This window comes from Sphingomonas sp. LT1P40 (assembly GCF_036663835.1).
Classification (GTDB): Bacteria; Pseudomonadota; Alphaproteobacteria; order Sphingomonadales; family Sphingomonadaceae; genus Sphingomonas.
Genome location: NZ_JAXOJT010000001.1, coordinates 1,944,071 through 1,956,983, shown reverse-complemented (window position 1 = coordinate 1,956,983; position 12,913 = coordinate 1,944,071). Strand labels below are relative to the sequence as shown.

Annotated in this window: 13 protein-coding genes; 6 read left to right on the top strand and 7 right to left on the bottom strand. The window is 65.8% G+C overall.

The window, feature by feature from the left end; all coding sequences use genetic code 11:
- The first annotated feature begins 25 nt into the window (after positions 1-25).
- Complete coding sequence (locus U1702_RS09770) at positions 26-976, top strand: L-threonylcarbamoyladenylate synthase (protein WP_332723871.1); 951 nt, start codon at positions 26-28, stop codon at positions 974-976.
- A gap of 256 nt (positions 977-1,232) precedes the next feature.
- Positions 1,233-1,979 carry an aquaporin Z gene (gene aqpZ / locus U1702_RS09765; RefSeq protein ID WP_332724674.1) on the top strand — a complete coding sequence of 249 codons (747 nt, stop codon included), beginning with the start codon at positions 1,233-1,235 and terminating at the stop codon, positions 1,977-1,979.
- Positions 1,980-2,252: 273 nt separating this feature from the next.
- Here aqpZ and U1702_RS09760 read toward each other — a convergent pair whose 3' ends face one another.
- Genes U1702_RS09760 through msrA form a run of 3 tightly spaced genes read right to left on the bottom strand, consistent with a single transcriptional unit; the run spans position 2,253 to position 4,606 of the window.
- Positions 2,253-2,990: a LytR/AlgR family response regulator transcription factor gene (locus U1702_RS09760; RefSeq protein ID WP_332724672.1), complete on the bottom strand. Its 738-nt coding sequence runs from the start codon at positions 2,988-2,990 to the stop codon at positions 2,253-2,255.
- Positions 2,991-2,992: 2 nt separating this feature from the next.
- Positions 2,993-4,036, bottom strand: coding sequence for a sensor histidine kinase (locus U1702_RS09755; RefSeq protein ID WP_332723869.1), 1,044 nt, complete (start codon positions 4,034-4,036; stop codon positions 2,993-2,995).
- Between the two features lie 24 nt (positions 4,037-4,060).
- Positions 4,061-4,606 carry a peptide-methionine (S)-S-oxide reductase MsrA gene (gene msrA / locus U1702_RS09750; protein ID WP_332723867.1) on the bottom strand — a complete coding sequence of 182 codons (546 nt, stop codon included), beginning with the start codon at positions 4,604-4,606 and terminating at the stop codon, positions 4,061-4,063.
- Positions 4,607-4,674: 68 nt separating this feature from the next.
- On the opposite strand from msrA, the gene galE reads away from it, so the two are divergent.
- Together galE and U1702_RS09740 are read left to right on the top strand one after the other, a co-directional pair.
- On the top strand, positions 4,675-5,670 hold the full coding sequence (gene galE / locus U1702_RS09745; protein WP_332723865.1) for a UDP-glucose 4-epimerase GalE: 996 nt from the start codon (positions 4,675-4,677) through the stop codon (positions 5,668-5,670).
- Positions 5,667-6,290, top strand: coding sequence for a MarC family protein (locus U1702_RS09740; protein ID WP_332723863.1), 624 nt, complete (start codon positions 5,667-5,669; stop codon positions 6,288-6,290). Before galE ends, U1702_RS09740 begins: the two co-directional genes overlap by 4 nt.
- A gap of 17 nt (positions 6,291-6,307) precedes the next feature.
- Here U1702_RS09740 and U1702_RS09735 read toward each other — a convergent pair whose 3' ends face one another.
- Positions 6,308-6,646, bottom strand: coding sequence for a DUF8220 family protein (locus U1702_RS09735; RefSeq protein WP_332723861.1), 339 nt, complete (start codon positions 6,644-6,646; stop codon positions 6,308-6,310).
- Positions 6,647-7,138: 492 nt separating this feature from the next.
- Positions 7,139-8,944, bottom strand: coding sequence for an AcrB/AcrD/AcrF family protein (locus tag U1702_RS09730; protein ID WP_332723859.1), 1,806 nt, complete (start codon positions 8,942-8,944; stop codon positions 7,139-7,141).
- A 62-nt stretch (positions 8,945-9,006) separates the two neighbouring features.
- On the opposite strand from U1702_RS09730, the gene U1702_RS09725 reads away from it, so the two are divergent.
- Together U1702_RS09725 and U1702_RS09720 are read left to right on the top strand one after the other, a co-directional pair.
- Positions 9,007-9,429 (top strand): GtrA family protein, encoded by a 423-nt coding sequence (locus U1702_RS09725; protein WP_332723857.1) that lies wholly within the window; start codon positions 9,007-9,009, stop codon positions 9,427-9,429.
- A 270-nt stretch (positions 9,430-9,699) separates the two neighbouring features.
- Positions 9,700-10,431: a class I SAM-dependent methyltransferase gene (locus tag U1702_RS09720; RefSeq protein ID WP_332723855.1), complete on the top strand. Its 732-nt coding sequence runs from the start codon at positions 9,700-9,702 to the stop codon at positions 10,429-10,431.
- Here the strand turns inward: U1702_RS09720 and dacB are convergent.
- Both dacB and U1702_RS09710 read right to left on the bottom strand, forming a co-directional pair.
- Positions 10,428-11,753, bottom strand: coding sequence for a D-alanyl-D-alanine carboxypeptidase/D-alanyl-D-alanine endopeptidase (gene dacB / locus U1702_RS09715; protein WP_332723853.1), 1,326 nt, complete (start codon positions 11,751-11,753; stop codon positions 10,428-10,430). The genes U1702_RS09720 and dacB overlap by 4 nt on opposite strands.
- Before the next feature lie 56 nt (positions 11,754-11,809).
- Positions 11,810-12,886: a glycosyltransferase family 2 protein gene (locus U1702_RS09710; protein WP_332723851.1), complete on the bottom strand. Its 1,077-nt coding sequence runs from the start codon at positions 12,884-12,886 to the stop codon at positions 11,810-11,812.
- Positions 12,887-12,913: the final 27 nt, after the last annotated feature.

Below are 12,913 nucleotides of genomic sequence, written 5' to 3'. Positions count from 1 at the left end.
TTGCGCTCGCTATAGCCACGGTTGCATGAGCGAACCAAACCCGCATTTCGAGACGCGAACCTTACCTTACGGCGAGGCCGCGATTGCCGAGGCCACCACGCTGATCGCGGCGGGCGAATGCGTCGCGGTGCCGACCGAGACGGTCTATGGCCTCGCGGCGGACGCAACGCACGCGGCGGCCGTCGCAGGCATCTACGCGGCGAAGGGCCGGCCATCGTTCAACCCGCTGATCGTCCACGTCGCGGATCGTGCGGCAGCGGAGAAGATCGCGATGTTCGACCGCGATGCGCGCGCGCTGGCGGATAGCTTCTGGCCGGGGCCGCTGACGTTGGTGCTGCCGATCCGGCCCGATGCGACGCTTGCCGGACTGGTGACGGCGGGCCTGACGACTGTGGCGATCCGCGTGCCGCAACATCGCGCGATGCAGGCGTTGCTGGCGGCGACGGGCGTTCCGCTGGCCGCCCCCTCCGCCAATGCCAGCGGGTCGATCAGTCCGACGCGCGCGGCACATGTCGCGGCGAGTCTGGGTGGGCGCATCCCGCTGATCGTCGACGACGGCCCCACCAGCGGCGGCATCGAATCGACCATTGTCGCACTCGGGGGCGGTGCACGACTGCTGCGCCCCGGCCCGATTGCGGCGGACGCGATCGAGCGGGAGATCGGGCGGTGGCTGGGCGTGGCGGGCGAGGGGGTGGAAGCGCCGGGGCAGCTGGCCAGCCACTATGCCCCATCGAAGCCGCTCCGGCTCGATGCCACCGAAGCGCGCGAAGGCGAATGGCTGATCGGTTTCGGCGCAGTAGCGGGCGACGACACCCTCTCCGCATCGGGCGACCTGACCGAAGCCGCCACCCGCCTGTTCGACGCGCTCCACCGTGCCGACGCAAGCGACCGCACGGCCATCGCCGTTGCGCCCGTCCCCGACGATGGCATCGGCATTGCGATCAACGATCGGTTGAACCGGGCGGCGCACGACTAGGACGGATCGCCATTCGGTCGGAACATATCCTCCCCCGCCAGGGGGAGGTGTCAGCCTCGAGGCTGACGGAGGGGGCGGATGCCAGACCGCCAGCGGCTTGCTTCCTCCCCCTCCGTCGCTTCGCGCCACCTCCCCCTGGGGGGTGAGGATGGAAACCGGATGTCGGCCCTTCTAGGTCTTTACACCGGCGGAACGAGTTCTAGGCTGCCCCTGCCGCTTAACTGGCCTGTTCGATCACGATAGCAGGAGGGGCATGATGACCAATTTGCAACGCGGGCTGGCCGAGCTGATCGGCACATTCTGGCTGGTATTCGGCGGCTGCGGCAGCGCGGTGCTGGCGGCGGCGTTTCCGGAAGTGGGGATCGGGCTGCTCGGCGTCAGTCTGGCGTTCGGCCTCACCGTACTGACCATGGCCTATTCGATCGGACATATCTCCGGCTGCCACCTCAATCCGGCGGTGACGGTCGGCCTGTGGGCGGGCGGACGCTTCGCCGCGAAGGACATCCCGCTCTACGTCGCCGCACAGCTCGTCGGCGGGCTGGTCGCGGCGTGGCTGCTATACTGCATCGCCAGCGGTGCACCGGGCGGATACGACCTCGCGGGTGGCCTCGCCGCAAACGGCTTTGGCGAGCATTCGCCGGGGCAGTTCAACATGACCGCGGCGCTGACAATCGAGGTCGTGCTGACCGCGATGTTCCTGCTCATCATCATGGGATCGACCGACAGCCGCGCACCCGCCGGGTTCGCGCCGATCGCGATTGGCCTCACGCTGACGCTGATCCACCTGATCTCGATCCCGGTCACCAATACATCGGTCAACCCGGCACGCAGCACCGGCCCGGCGCTGATCGTCGGCGGCTGGGCAGTTCAGCAATTGTGGCTGTTCTGGGTCGCGCCGATCGTCGGCGGGATGATCGGCGGGCTGATCTACAAGACTCTGGGTGCCGAGGCAGCGAAGCGGCCGCCGGTGGAGGGTGCGCCGCTGCCGGGTGGCGAGGACTGATTCAGGCGGGCAGGTTGGCCGGATCGGGATCCCGCAATATGCGACGCGCGGGATCCCTTTCCGGCCAGCGCCCGAGGTGCTGAGGCGCCGACCTCCCCCTATCGGGGTTCGTTTGCGCCGCCACGATTTTCCGCGCGGTCGCCGAATGAATGTGGGCCGGCACGGCGGGGGGATAGGTACCACGCTCGACCCGCAACCGGGGTAGGCGGCGGCAGGTGTCGTGCCATCCGGAAAGCGGCAGGCGTCGCGCCGATGCGGCGAGCGTCACAGCGCTTATGGAGCCGGATCCTGAAGCCGGTCGATCATCCCCCGCAGCCCGCCGACATAGCTGCGTCCGGCCGGAATCTCCGCCCCAGTGTTCAGGCGAATGGCGAGCGCGCCGCTGGGCCGACGCAACAGTCCGGCAATCGCCTCGCGGCGGCACAAAGCGGAACGATGGACGCGGATAAAGCCTGCGGGAATGAGCCGCGCCTCGATCGCCGACAGCGTCGCGCGCACCAGCCCGGTGCCGTCCGCGGTGTGCAGCCTTACATAGTCGCCATCCGCCTCGGCCCAGCTGATGTCGGCGATGCGGATGCGGACATATTCGCGGTGGCGATAGGCCCAGATACTGTCGTCCGGGGGCGTGGCATCGGCGGTCAGCTTCGCGCGCCCGCCAATCCATGTGCGCGCGCGGGCGATCGCGGCGGCAAGTCGCTCCGGGGCGACCGGCTTGAGCAGATAGTCGACTGCATCCACCCCGAACGCCGCCGCGCCATGACTGTCGAACGCGGTGACGAAGATCACGGCGGGTCCCGACCCCGCAATCTCGCCGGCGATGTCGAGGCCGCTGGTGCCCGGCATCGCAATGTCCAGAAACACCAGATCCGGACGGTGTTCGGCGATCAACAGGCGGGCGTGGCGCGCGCTGGCACCGGTCGCCACGACCTCGACGTCGGTAAAGGGTTTCAGCGCGAGCGCGAGCCGACGGATTGCCAGCGCCTCGTCATCGATCAGGATCGCGCGCAGCATTGTCACGCCGCCGCCGCCGGAATGCGGATCAGCGCGCAATAGCCCGATGGGGTGCGCGGCGCGGCGTCGAGGATGGCGGCGCTGCCGTAATGCGCAGCCAGCCGCTCGCGGGTGTTGGTCAGGCCAAGGCCGGTCCCGGGCGCCGACGGTTCGACCGGGATCGCATCGTCCTCCACCATCAGCTCGACCCACTCGCCGCTGCGGGCAGCGCAGATGCGGATTGTCGTGGGTTGCTCGGCCGCACCGACCCCGTGGCGGATCGCATTCTCGACCAACGGTTGCAGGATCAGCGTCGGTACCGGCATATCGCCGATCCCCTCCGCAAAGTCGAAAACGACCGTGAGCCGCGCCTCGAATCGCGCCTGTTCGATCTGAAGGTACAGGCGCTGAAAGGCGAATTCCTCGCGCAACGGGATCATGCTGCCGGGGTCGTGCGCGAACAGCGTGCGGACAAAGGCGGAGAGGTTGAGCAGCATCCGCTCCGCCTCGTCATTGCGGCGCTCCAGCACCAGCGCCGAGATCGAATTGAGCGTGTTGAACAGGAAATGCGGGTTGATCTGGTACCGCAGCGCCGCAAACCGCGCCTCGCTCGCCAGCGCCGTCATCCGCGCGCTGCGCGCCTGTTCGTCCTGCACATCCCAGTGATAGGTGAGCGCCAGGTGCGTGCCGGTCCACGCAAGGCAATAGCCCAGCCAGATCAGCACCCATTGCGCATAATCGCCAGGCGTCACCGCCGACAGGCCGGGAAGCGGTGCTACCACGCGGTTCATCGTGAATCCAAAGCTGGTCAGCGCCACCGCCATCACCAGCGCCCCGCCCACGCCCCACGCGATCCAGCGGAAAAACGCCCCCGTCCGCAACCGCGCCAGCAGCCACACCATCGCCAGGCACAGCGCCACGCCGAACGCTGCCGTGATCGCGCGGCGCGGGCCGATGACGGAAAAGGGCAACGACTCGACGAACGCCGCGCGGATCGACAGCATCGCAAAGGTGAACGCCCAGAAGGCGACGATCAGGATCAGCGTCGATCGCTGTCGTGCCGTCATCTGCGTCCCCTTTGCGAAATGATGTCAGGCGGTCGCCGCATCCTTCAGCCGCGCGGCAAAGCTCTTGCGCAGCTTGTTGAGCTTGGGCGGGATCACGGCAAGGCAATAGGGATTTCGCTGGCCTTCGCCGTCCCAATAATCCTGATGATAATCCTCGGCCGGCCACCAGGTGTCGTTGGCCTCGATCGCCGTGACGATCGGCGCGGGCCAGCTGGCGGCATTGCGCTCGATCGCGGCTTTCGCCTCGGCCTCCTGCGCCGGCGTGATCGGGAAGATCGCAGAACGATATTGCGTGCCGACGTCATTGCCCTGCCGGTTTAGCTGCGTCGGATCGTGCGTTGCGAAATGGATGTCGAGCAGGTCGCCATAGCCGATCTTTGCCGGATCATACGTCACCCGGATCGCCTCGGCATGCCCGGTATCGCCGCCGCAAATCTGCTTGTAGGTCGGGTTGTCGACATGCCCGCCGATATAGCCGCTCTCGACCGTCTCGACCCCGATCAGATCCTTAAACACCGCTTCCACGCACCAGAAGCATCCGCCCGCGAAGATTGCGGTTTCGCTCGTCATTTTGGAACTCCTTGCTTACCGCATTAAGATAGGGTTTGGGCCGCTTGCGAACAACGGGACGGATCAGAATGCGCGACGGTACGGTGATGGTGACGGGCGGGGCGGGCTATATCGGCAGCCATGCGGTGCTGGCGCTGCTCGATGCGGGCTGGTCGGTTGTCGTGATCGACAACCTTGTTACCGGCTTCGACTGGGCGGTCGATCCGCGCGCCAAGCTGGTGGTCGGCAGCGTCGAGGATGATGCGGTCGTCCGCACCGCGATCCGCGATCATAATGTGACCGCGATCATGCACTTCGCCGGATCGGTGGTGGTGCCGGAATCGGTCACCGACCCGCTCAAATATTACCGCAACAACACCGCCGCCAGCCGCAGCCTGATCGAGAGCGCGGTGGCGACCGGCGTGAAGCACTTCATCTTCTCCTCCACCGCCGCCACCTATGGCATCCCGGAGGTCGTGCCAGTGCGTGAGGATGCCCCGCGCATTCCGATCAACCCCTATGGCATGTCGAAGCTGATGACCGAGTTCATGCTGGCCGATGTCGCGGCGGCGCACCCGATCAACTATGCCGCGCTGCGCTACTTCAACGTCGCGGGCGCGGACCCGCAGGGGCGCAGCGGCCAGAGCACAGCGGGTGCCACCCACCTCATCAAGGTTGCGGTCGAAGCGGCAACCGGCAAGCGCCCCCATGTCGGCATATTCGGCACCGATTTCGCAACGCGCGACGGCACCGGGGTGCGCGACTACATCCATGTCAGCGACCTCGCCGCCGCGCATGTCGATGCGCTGGACCTGCTGATCGCGGAGCCAACGAAGAGCCACACGCTCAACGCCGGATACGGCCGCGGCTATTCGGTGCTTGAGGTGCTGGACGCGGTCGACCGGGTCACAAACGTCAAGATCGAGCGCCGCTTCGAAGGCCGTCGCGCGGGCGATCCGGACGAACTGGTGTCGGACAATCGCGCGATCCTGGCGGCGTTGCCGTGGCGACCCCAGCATGACGATCTCGACCGCATCGTGATCGACGCCGTCGCGTGGGAGCGCAAGCTGGGGGAACGCGCATGATCGAAATCTTCATTTCCGCTTTCGCCACCCTGTTCGTCGTGATCGATCCGCCCGGCTGCGCGCCGATTTATGCCGGACTGACCAAGGGTGCGACGCAGGCACAGCAGCGCGCGATGGCGATCCGCGCGGCGATGATCGCCAGCGCCATCCTGCTGGTGTTCGCACTGGTGGGCGAGGCGCTGTTGCGCACGCTCGGCATCAGCCTCGACGCGTTCCGCATCGCGGGCGGGATCATGCTGTTCATCATCGCGCTGGAGATGGTGTTCGAAAAGCGCCAGGAACGCCGCGAGGACCGCGCCGAAAAGGTGCGCCAGACGCCCGAAGTGGAGGACGTCTCGGTCTTCCCGATGGCGATGCCGATGATCGCCGGACCGGGCTCGATCGCCACGATCATGCTGCTCGTCTCCCGCGCCGAGGGACCGGCAGAAACGGCGGTGGTATTCGGCGCGCTGGCGCTGGTCCTGATCCTGACGCTTGCCGCGCTGCTGGCAGCCGGGCCGCTGATGCGGCTGCTGGGTGCGAAGATCGAGTCGGTCATCACGCGGTTGCTCGGCGTGCTGCTCGCGGCGCTGGCGATCCAGTTCGTGATCGACGGGGTGAAGAAGAGTTTTGGGGTTTAGGGGAGGGCTATTGACGGTTAGCTGTCACCCCGATGGCGGGCGAATAGCTCTCGTTGAGCCGGGTTGATGGAACTGTCATCCCAATCGATCTCTCGTTTTGTCGCGGGGATTATGCGGTCCTCATTGTCATAAAAGAGCGTTCCATGGATGCCTGCAGCATCTCGCTTTAGGATCGGTCGGCTCCATAGCGGCGTAAGCACACGACCCGCTTCGTCATCACCGACACGCGCGATCAGGTCTTCAATCAGTTCCATGTCCCGGCCACCAGGGAAGATCACTTCAAACTCTTGCTCAGTCGATTGGAAGATGCTGAGCGTGGCGTTCGATGCACCGTCGACGATCTGAATATTTTTCATAACGGGCATTATGCCATTTAAGCCAAGCATCGGCTACGGGGTCGGCGGTCGAACTGTCTTATCCTCCCCGGCACGGGGAGGGGGACCAGCGAAGCTGGTGGAGGGGGAGCGAGGCAAGGGCTTCCGGTGCGGATAGCCCCCTCCGTCAGCGCTATGCGCTGCCACCTCCCCGTGCCGGGGAGGATAAATGCTGAGACGCGCAAACCCACTGGCAATGTTGGATTTCGCCTGCTTTAAACTCGTCGATGCAACGGCGGCGAACCCTCAAGCCTGACAACTCTGCCGCGCCGCTGGCGCGCGGGCGTCGCGTCGCCGCCGCTTCCCTGCCGCCAACCCGTCGCGCCACTGGCGCGTATCTGCCGCGTCAATGCCGCGCCGGTGCCGCGTGCATGGCGCGCCACCGCCGCGTTCTCGCCGCCTCACAGATGCGAACCCGTCGCTTCCCCGTCGTATCCGCCCTCAAACCCCGTCAAACCGTCAAGTCTGTCAACGTCACCCCGGTTGATCGTACCGAATCCGCCACAACCGATACGGCGCCTTTGCCGGCAGCGTCACCGGCTCCAGCCAGCTCGGAACCTTGCCCTTCGCCAACTGTCCGTAAAAGCCGTCACGATTGCGCGCCCGATACACCGTCGACTCCGCCATGTTCGGGCATACCAACAGATACTGCGCGCCATAACGCCGGGCGATCGGCCGGAACGCTTGCGCCGGGCCGGTGAACGCGTGATGCACGTCCAATATCGCCCGCTCGTTGCGGTGATACGGCCCGGCAATGCCGTTATGATGCGTCATCACGATCAGACGAGGCCCGAGGTCGACATGGGTGAACAATGTCGATGGCGGCAGCGCGCGGTTGAGCATCGCCATCCCGGCCGCGCTGGCACAGCGGGCATTGGCGCGGGCGACGGTGGCGCGCGCGGGCTGGGGCTTGTCGACCTGGATGTACTTGACCACGAACCCGGCAAACAGGCCGGAGACGAGCAGGAACGCCGCCGCCGATCCGAGAATGCGGACCGGCATCCATTTATGGTTGAGGAACCACGGCACCACGATCCACGCCAGCGCGGTCGAGCCGGGAACCGCGAGCAATTGCGCCGCAGGACCGGCGCGGACTTGCCACAACAGCATCGCGCCGGCGAACGCGGTGAACAGGCCGATCGCAACCCAGGCGACCAGCTGGTCGATGGTCTTGGCCCGCCACGCCGAAACCCCCGCGCCGATGATGCCGATGATCGGCAGCACCGCGAGCGGGAAGCCCATGCGGAATGTATGCATATAGATCGGACGTGCTTCGCGGACATTGTTCAGCCACGTATCCGCCAGCTCTTGCGACACACCCTCGGGCCGCGACAGGCAGTTCGGAAACAGTGTGGCGAAGCCGCCGACAATGGCGGCCCCGGCAAGGGCGGCCAACCCCACACGGACCGCGCGATTAGCCGGGTTGAGCAGCGACAGGGCGAACAGCAATGCCCCCGCCGTGATCGTCACCGACAGCCAGACCGGCGTCTGCGCATCGCAGCGCATCGCGTAATTGGCGTTGGACGCGAACAGCACGAACCCCGCCGTGCTGCCGCCCGCGAGACCCAGCGCATAGCCCTGCATCCGCCGCACTTCGTCCGCGTCCCAGATCCAGCGCAAAGCGACGATTGCCCCGGCCATCGCGCAATAGGGCAGGAGTTCGAGGCCGATGGTCAGCGATGCGGCGCTGGACAGCCCAACGATAAGACCACCGCGTGCCCGACGTGGATCGGTCAGGCCCATCACGGCCAGGCTCAGAAAGGCCAGCTGCCAGCCATGATGATCGATCCGCAGCGGCATGAACATGATCATCGTTGCGGTGCAGCCCATCAGGATGATGATTGCGATCGGCCATGCGGTCGGGGCAATCAGTCGGCGCACCGTCGCGCCCATCGCACCCATCGTCACCGCCAGCGGAAACAGCGGGGCGATGCCGCACGCCAGCCGCTCCGCCATCGGCACGCCGACGAACGGCTTGAAGATCAGGATCAGCGCCGCGATCGGCAGGTCGACCAGCCGCGACCAGTGGATATCCAGCCCTTCCGGCGGGCTGAGCCGATACTGCCGCAGATCGTACCAGCCCTGTCCGGCGAGCAACCCGCGCACTTGCATCAGTCGCATATTGTCGTCGGTGTCGCTGAGCGCGAGGCCGTTGATCCCGCCCCAGCGGTCCCACAGGAACCAGCCGACGATCACGCCCCAAACGAGCAACGTCCAGCGCAGCCAGTGCGTGGAGATTTCGGTTTCGAGATCAAACCCCGAAAATCGCTTCGATTCCAAAACCGCTTCCCCTGTCGTTGGATGGGCATTAGTGCGACGCGCGGCTTCAGGGCAAGGCGGGCGTGACAGCAATCATCCAACGGTTCGGCGAATTGCAACGCAGCGGCGTGCTGGGGCAGCTTGTCCGCTTCGGCATTGCCGGCGTGATTTCGACTGTCATCTATTCCGCAGTCTATCTGCCGCTGGCGTGGTGGGTGTTCCCGCAGGCAGTGATGGCGGTGCCGTTCGCCTTTGCCGTGGCCGTAACCTGCGGCTTTTTCCTGCACAGCGCATGGAGCTTCAAAGGGCATGGCACGCGCGAGAATAGCGGGCGCCAGCATCTGAAGTTTCTGGCGGTGCAGGGGTTCGGGCTGCTGCTCAACGCGATTTTTACATGGGTGCTGGCGGATGTGATGCACTTTCCCGATTGGGTGCCGCTGATCCCGGTGGTGACGATCACGCCGATCGCCACTTTCGCCCTCAATCGCCAATGGGTTTTCGGATAGAGGGTCTAAACTCACTTATAACGAGGATCGTGATTGCCGATGGAAGGTCACCGACAAGGAGTGCAGCGCAGTCGCGTAGCGGAGCTACGCGCAAGCAAACGACGCCGTTCGGTGACCTTCCATCGGCAACCGCGCAGCGGCGGGCCGAATTTGGCGCTATGCGGCGTCGCGCGTCGGTCACGATGGAAATCCCTCGCTCCCTCCTTGCTTCTTGCCTAGCGCCAAATTCGGCTCCGTCACGACCTCGTTATAAGTGAGTTTAGACCCTGTATGGACCGTATCGTTTACGACCGCATGGCCGAGCATGATTCCACCCATTGGTGGTATGTCGCCCGCCGCGATATCCTCGCCGACTATATCGCCCGCTATGTCCAGCCGCCTAAGGGTGCGCGAATCCTCGAGATCGGCTGTGGCACCGGCCATAACCTCCCGATGCTGGGTGCGTTCGGGACGGTCGATGCGATCGAGATCGATCCGGCGGCGGCGTCGGTGGCGGCCAAGCGGCTGGGCCGCGACGTCGGCACCGCGCCCTTGCCCGAACTGACCGGTGTGGCCGAGGGGCAGTACGACCTGATCGCCGTGCTCGACGTGATCGAGCATGTCGCGGACGATGTTGCCGCGCTTCAGGGCATGGCAAAGCGGCTGAAGCCCGGCGGCAAGATCCTGATCGCCGTCCCCGCGCATCAATGGATGTGGAGCGCGCATGACGTGGTCAACCACCATCAGCGGCGTTATTCCAAGGCGACGCTGACCGACGCGCTGCGCAAGGCCGGTCTGAAATGGCGCAAACTCGGCTATTTCAACTCGCTGCTGTTCCCGGCGGCCATCGCCGCGCGCCTCGCGGGGAAACTGACCGGCAAGGACGACAGCGACGATTCCCCGCCGCCTAAGCCGCTGAACTGGGCGTTCGAAAAGATTTTCGGGCTTGAACGGTACCTGCTGGGCCGCGTGCCGTTGCCACCGGGCCTGTCGTTGATCGTGGTGGCCGAGCCGGAGAGCTAATTGGCCTCGGCGATCATCACCAGCGCAGCGTCCGTCATTGGCGTCGCACTGGCCTCGGAAGGGACGTCGTTGGCATAGGCGGCAAAGGTCAGGGTCCTGCCGCTCTTGGTGAGGAAGTAACCGGCCAGCGCACTGGTCGCGTTGATGCTCCCGGTCTTGGCGAAGATGCGGCCTTCAAGCGCCGTGCCCTTGAACCGGCGAGCAAGGGTGCCGTCCACGCCGCCGATCGGGAGCGTGTCGCGGAATGTTGCAGACCATGGTTGGCCAGCAACCCAGTTGAGAAGCTTGACCATACCACGAGGAGAAATGCGGTTATAGGTCGACATTCCCGACCCGTCCGAAAAGTCCCAGGCGGTCCGGGGCACACCGGCCGTGGCGAACATCGCTTCGACCTGGCTAAGGCCCCCGGCCACCGACCCGGCGCCGGTACGCCGAAGCAACAGTTCGGCATGGAGGTTCTGACTGTCCTTGTTGATCGTCCGGACGTCCTCAACCAGCGGCGGCGGGGTCAGCTTGGCAAGCGGGCTTGGACTCACCGTGGACTGGGTGGTGGAGCGATAGCGGGAAGCAACGGCGCCTGTCACCTTGACGCCGCGCTCTTTCAGCAACGCCGCCAGCCGCCACGCTGCGTAATGCGCCGGATCGTCGATGCCGAACCGCAAGGCCCGCTCGCCAGCATCGGCTGCGATGGTGCCGGTCAGGCGGATCGTCCGCTCGAACGGCAGGCGGTCATAGGACAGGTCGGTCTTGCCACCCGCCGCGACGGTGACGGCGCGGTTGTCGATAGCGAGATAGCCGAGATGGTCGAGGCGGGGCGGCTGGCCGATAGCGGCGGGGGTGACTTTTGCCACCAGCTCATTGTCGTCGAGCGTCAGCGCGGCGATGGCGGTGCCGGAGCGGGTAGGGATGTTGTTCCAGCTCATGCCAGCGCTCCAGCGCTCGTCCACAAACAGCGTGGCGTCGCCGGTGATATTGCGGACGCGCTTTGTCCTTGCAGCAATGGCGTCGGCGAGTTGCGACAGGCAGTTGGCGATGCAATCGGGCGCGCTGGAGAGGCGGGCGTCGCCGTTGCCGGTGAGGATGACGTCACGCCCCTCGATCCCTACCGTCGCACCGCCGCTGTTGTCCGGCTGGTCGAGCGCGGGCAGGGTGGCGAAGGCGGCGGCGGTGGTGACGATCTTGGTGTTCGACGCGGGCATGAAGCGACCATCCGGGTTCACCGCGACGATCTCTCGCCCCTGTGCGTCCGTCACGACCAAGCCGAACCGAGTGCCGGTCGCGGCTTTGGCCAGCTCCGCCTCGACGCGCTCTTGCAGCGGCACCTGTTGCGCGGCGAGCGGGGTCGCCAGCGCGAGGGCGAGAAGGGCGAACGCGTGCTTCAGAGGAGCGTCGGCGGTTCGGACTTGCGCCGCGACGGCTTTGGTGCGGGTTCCGGCGCATCGACGCGGACTGGCGCGTGCGGCGAGACGGTAACCTCGCCCGAATCCATGAAGCGATAGCCGAGCGAGGCATGGCCCTTCACCGGCCCGGCGACATCGGCGACAAGATAGAGCGGGCGTCGTTTGGACTCGACATAGAGCCGACCAAGATACTCGCCGATCATGCCGAGCACGAACATCTGCACCGCGCCCAGCACGACGACGACCAGCATCAACGAGGTCCAGCCCTGAATCGCGCGACCGAACAGCCAGGCAGAGGCGATGTAGAGGACGAGCAGCGCCGACAGGCCGGTCAGTGCAAGGCCGACATGGCTGGCAAAACGCAAGGGCGCGGTGGAGAAGCCGGTGACCGCGTCGAGCGCGAAGCGGATCATCTTGCCCAGCGGATATTTGGTCTCGCCCGCGTGCCGCTCATGCCGGTCATAGACGAACGGTACCTGCCGGAAGCCGACCCAGGCGACCATGCCCCGGATGAAGCGCGCCTGTTCGGGAAGCGACAGGAATGCGTCGAGCGCGCGGCGCGTCATCAGCCGGAAGTCGCCGGTGTCGAGCGGGATCGGTGTATCGGTGATCCGGTCGAGCATGCGATAAAACAGCGCGGCGGTCGCTTTCTTAAAAAACGTCTCGCCCTCGCGCTTGCGGCGCACGGCATAAACGACGTCGGCACCCTGTTCGCGCAAGGTGGCGCGCATGTCGGCAAGCAGTTCGGGCGGGTCCTGTAGATCGGCGTCGATGACGAGGATTTCCTCACCTGCGCACAAATCGAGACCGGCGGTCAGCGCAAGCTGATGCCCGTGGTTGCGCGACAGATTGACCGCGACGAGGTGCGGGTCGGCGGCGGCGAGGCGCTGCATGACCGCCCAGCTGCCGTCGCGCGAGCCGTCATTGACCAGCACGATCTCAAAATCCTCGCCCACTGCACCGCGCGCGGCGGCGGCGATCCGGCCGTACAGCAGCTCAAGACAGGCCTCTTCATTATAGCACGGCACGACGACCGAGAGTTTGGGGCGTTGCATCGGGGCGGTTTAGCGTGGCGGGGGCGA

Excerpts from the sequence above, each read along its gene's own strand:
- U1702_RS09770 (WP_332723871.1), top strand. The coding sequence starts at position 26 with ATGAGCGAACCAAACCCGCATTTCGAGACGCGAACCTTACCTTACGGC.
- aqpZ (WP_332724674.1), top strand. The coding sequence starts at position 1,233 with ATGACCAATTTGCAACGCGGGCTGGCCGAGCTGATCGGCACATTCTGG.
- U1702_RS09760 (WP_332724672.1), bottom strand. The coding sequence starts at position 2,990 with ATGCTGCGCGCGATCCTGATCGATGACGAGGCGCTGGCAATCCGTCGG.
- U1702_RS09755 (WP_332723869.1), bottom strand. The coding sequence starts at position 4,036 with ATGACGGCACGACAGCGATCGACGCTGATCCTGATCGTCGCCTTCTGG.
- msrA (WP_332723867.1), bottom strand. The coding sequence starts at position 4,606 with ATGACGAGCGAAACCGCAATCTTCGCGGGCGGATGCTTCTGGTGCGTG.
- galE (WP_332723865.1), top strand. The coding sequence starts at position 4,675 with ATGCGCGACGGTACGGTGATGGTGACGGGCGGGGCGGGCTATATCGGC.
- U1702_RS09740 (WP_332723863.1), top strand. The coding sequence starts at position 5,667 with ATGATCGAAATCTTCATTTCCGCTTTCGCCACCCTGTTCGTCGTGATC.
- U1702_RS09735 (WP_332723861.1), bottom strand. The coding sequence starts at position 6,646 with ATGAAAAATATTCAGATCGTCGACGGTGCATCGAACGCCACGCTCAGC.
- U1702_RS09720 (WP_332723855.1), top strand. The coding sequence starts at position 9,700 with ATGGACCGTATCGTTTACGACCGCATGGCCGAGCATGATTCCACCCAT.
- U1702_RS09710 (WP_332723851.1), bottom strand. The coding sequence starts at position 12,886 with ATGCAACGCCCCAAACTCTCGGTCGTCGTGCCGTGCTATAATGAAGAG.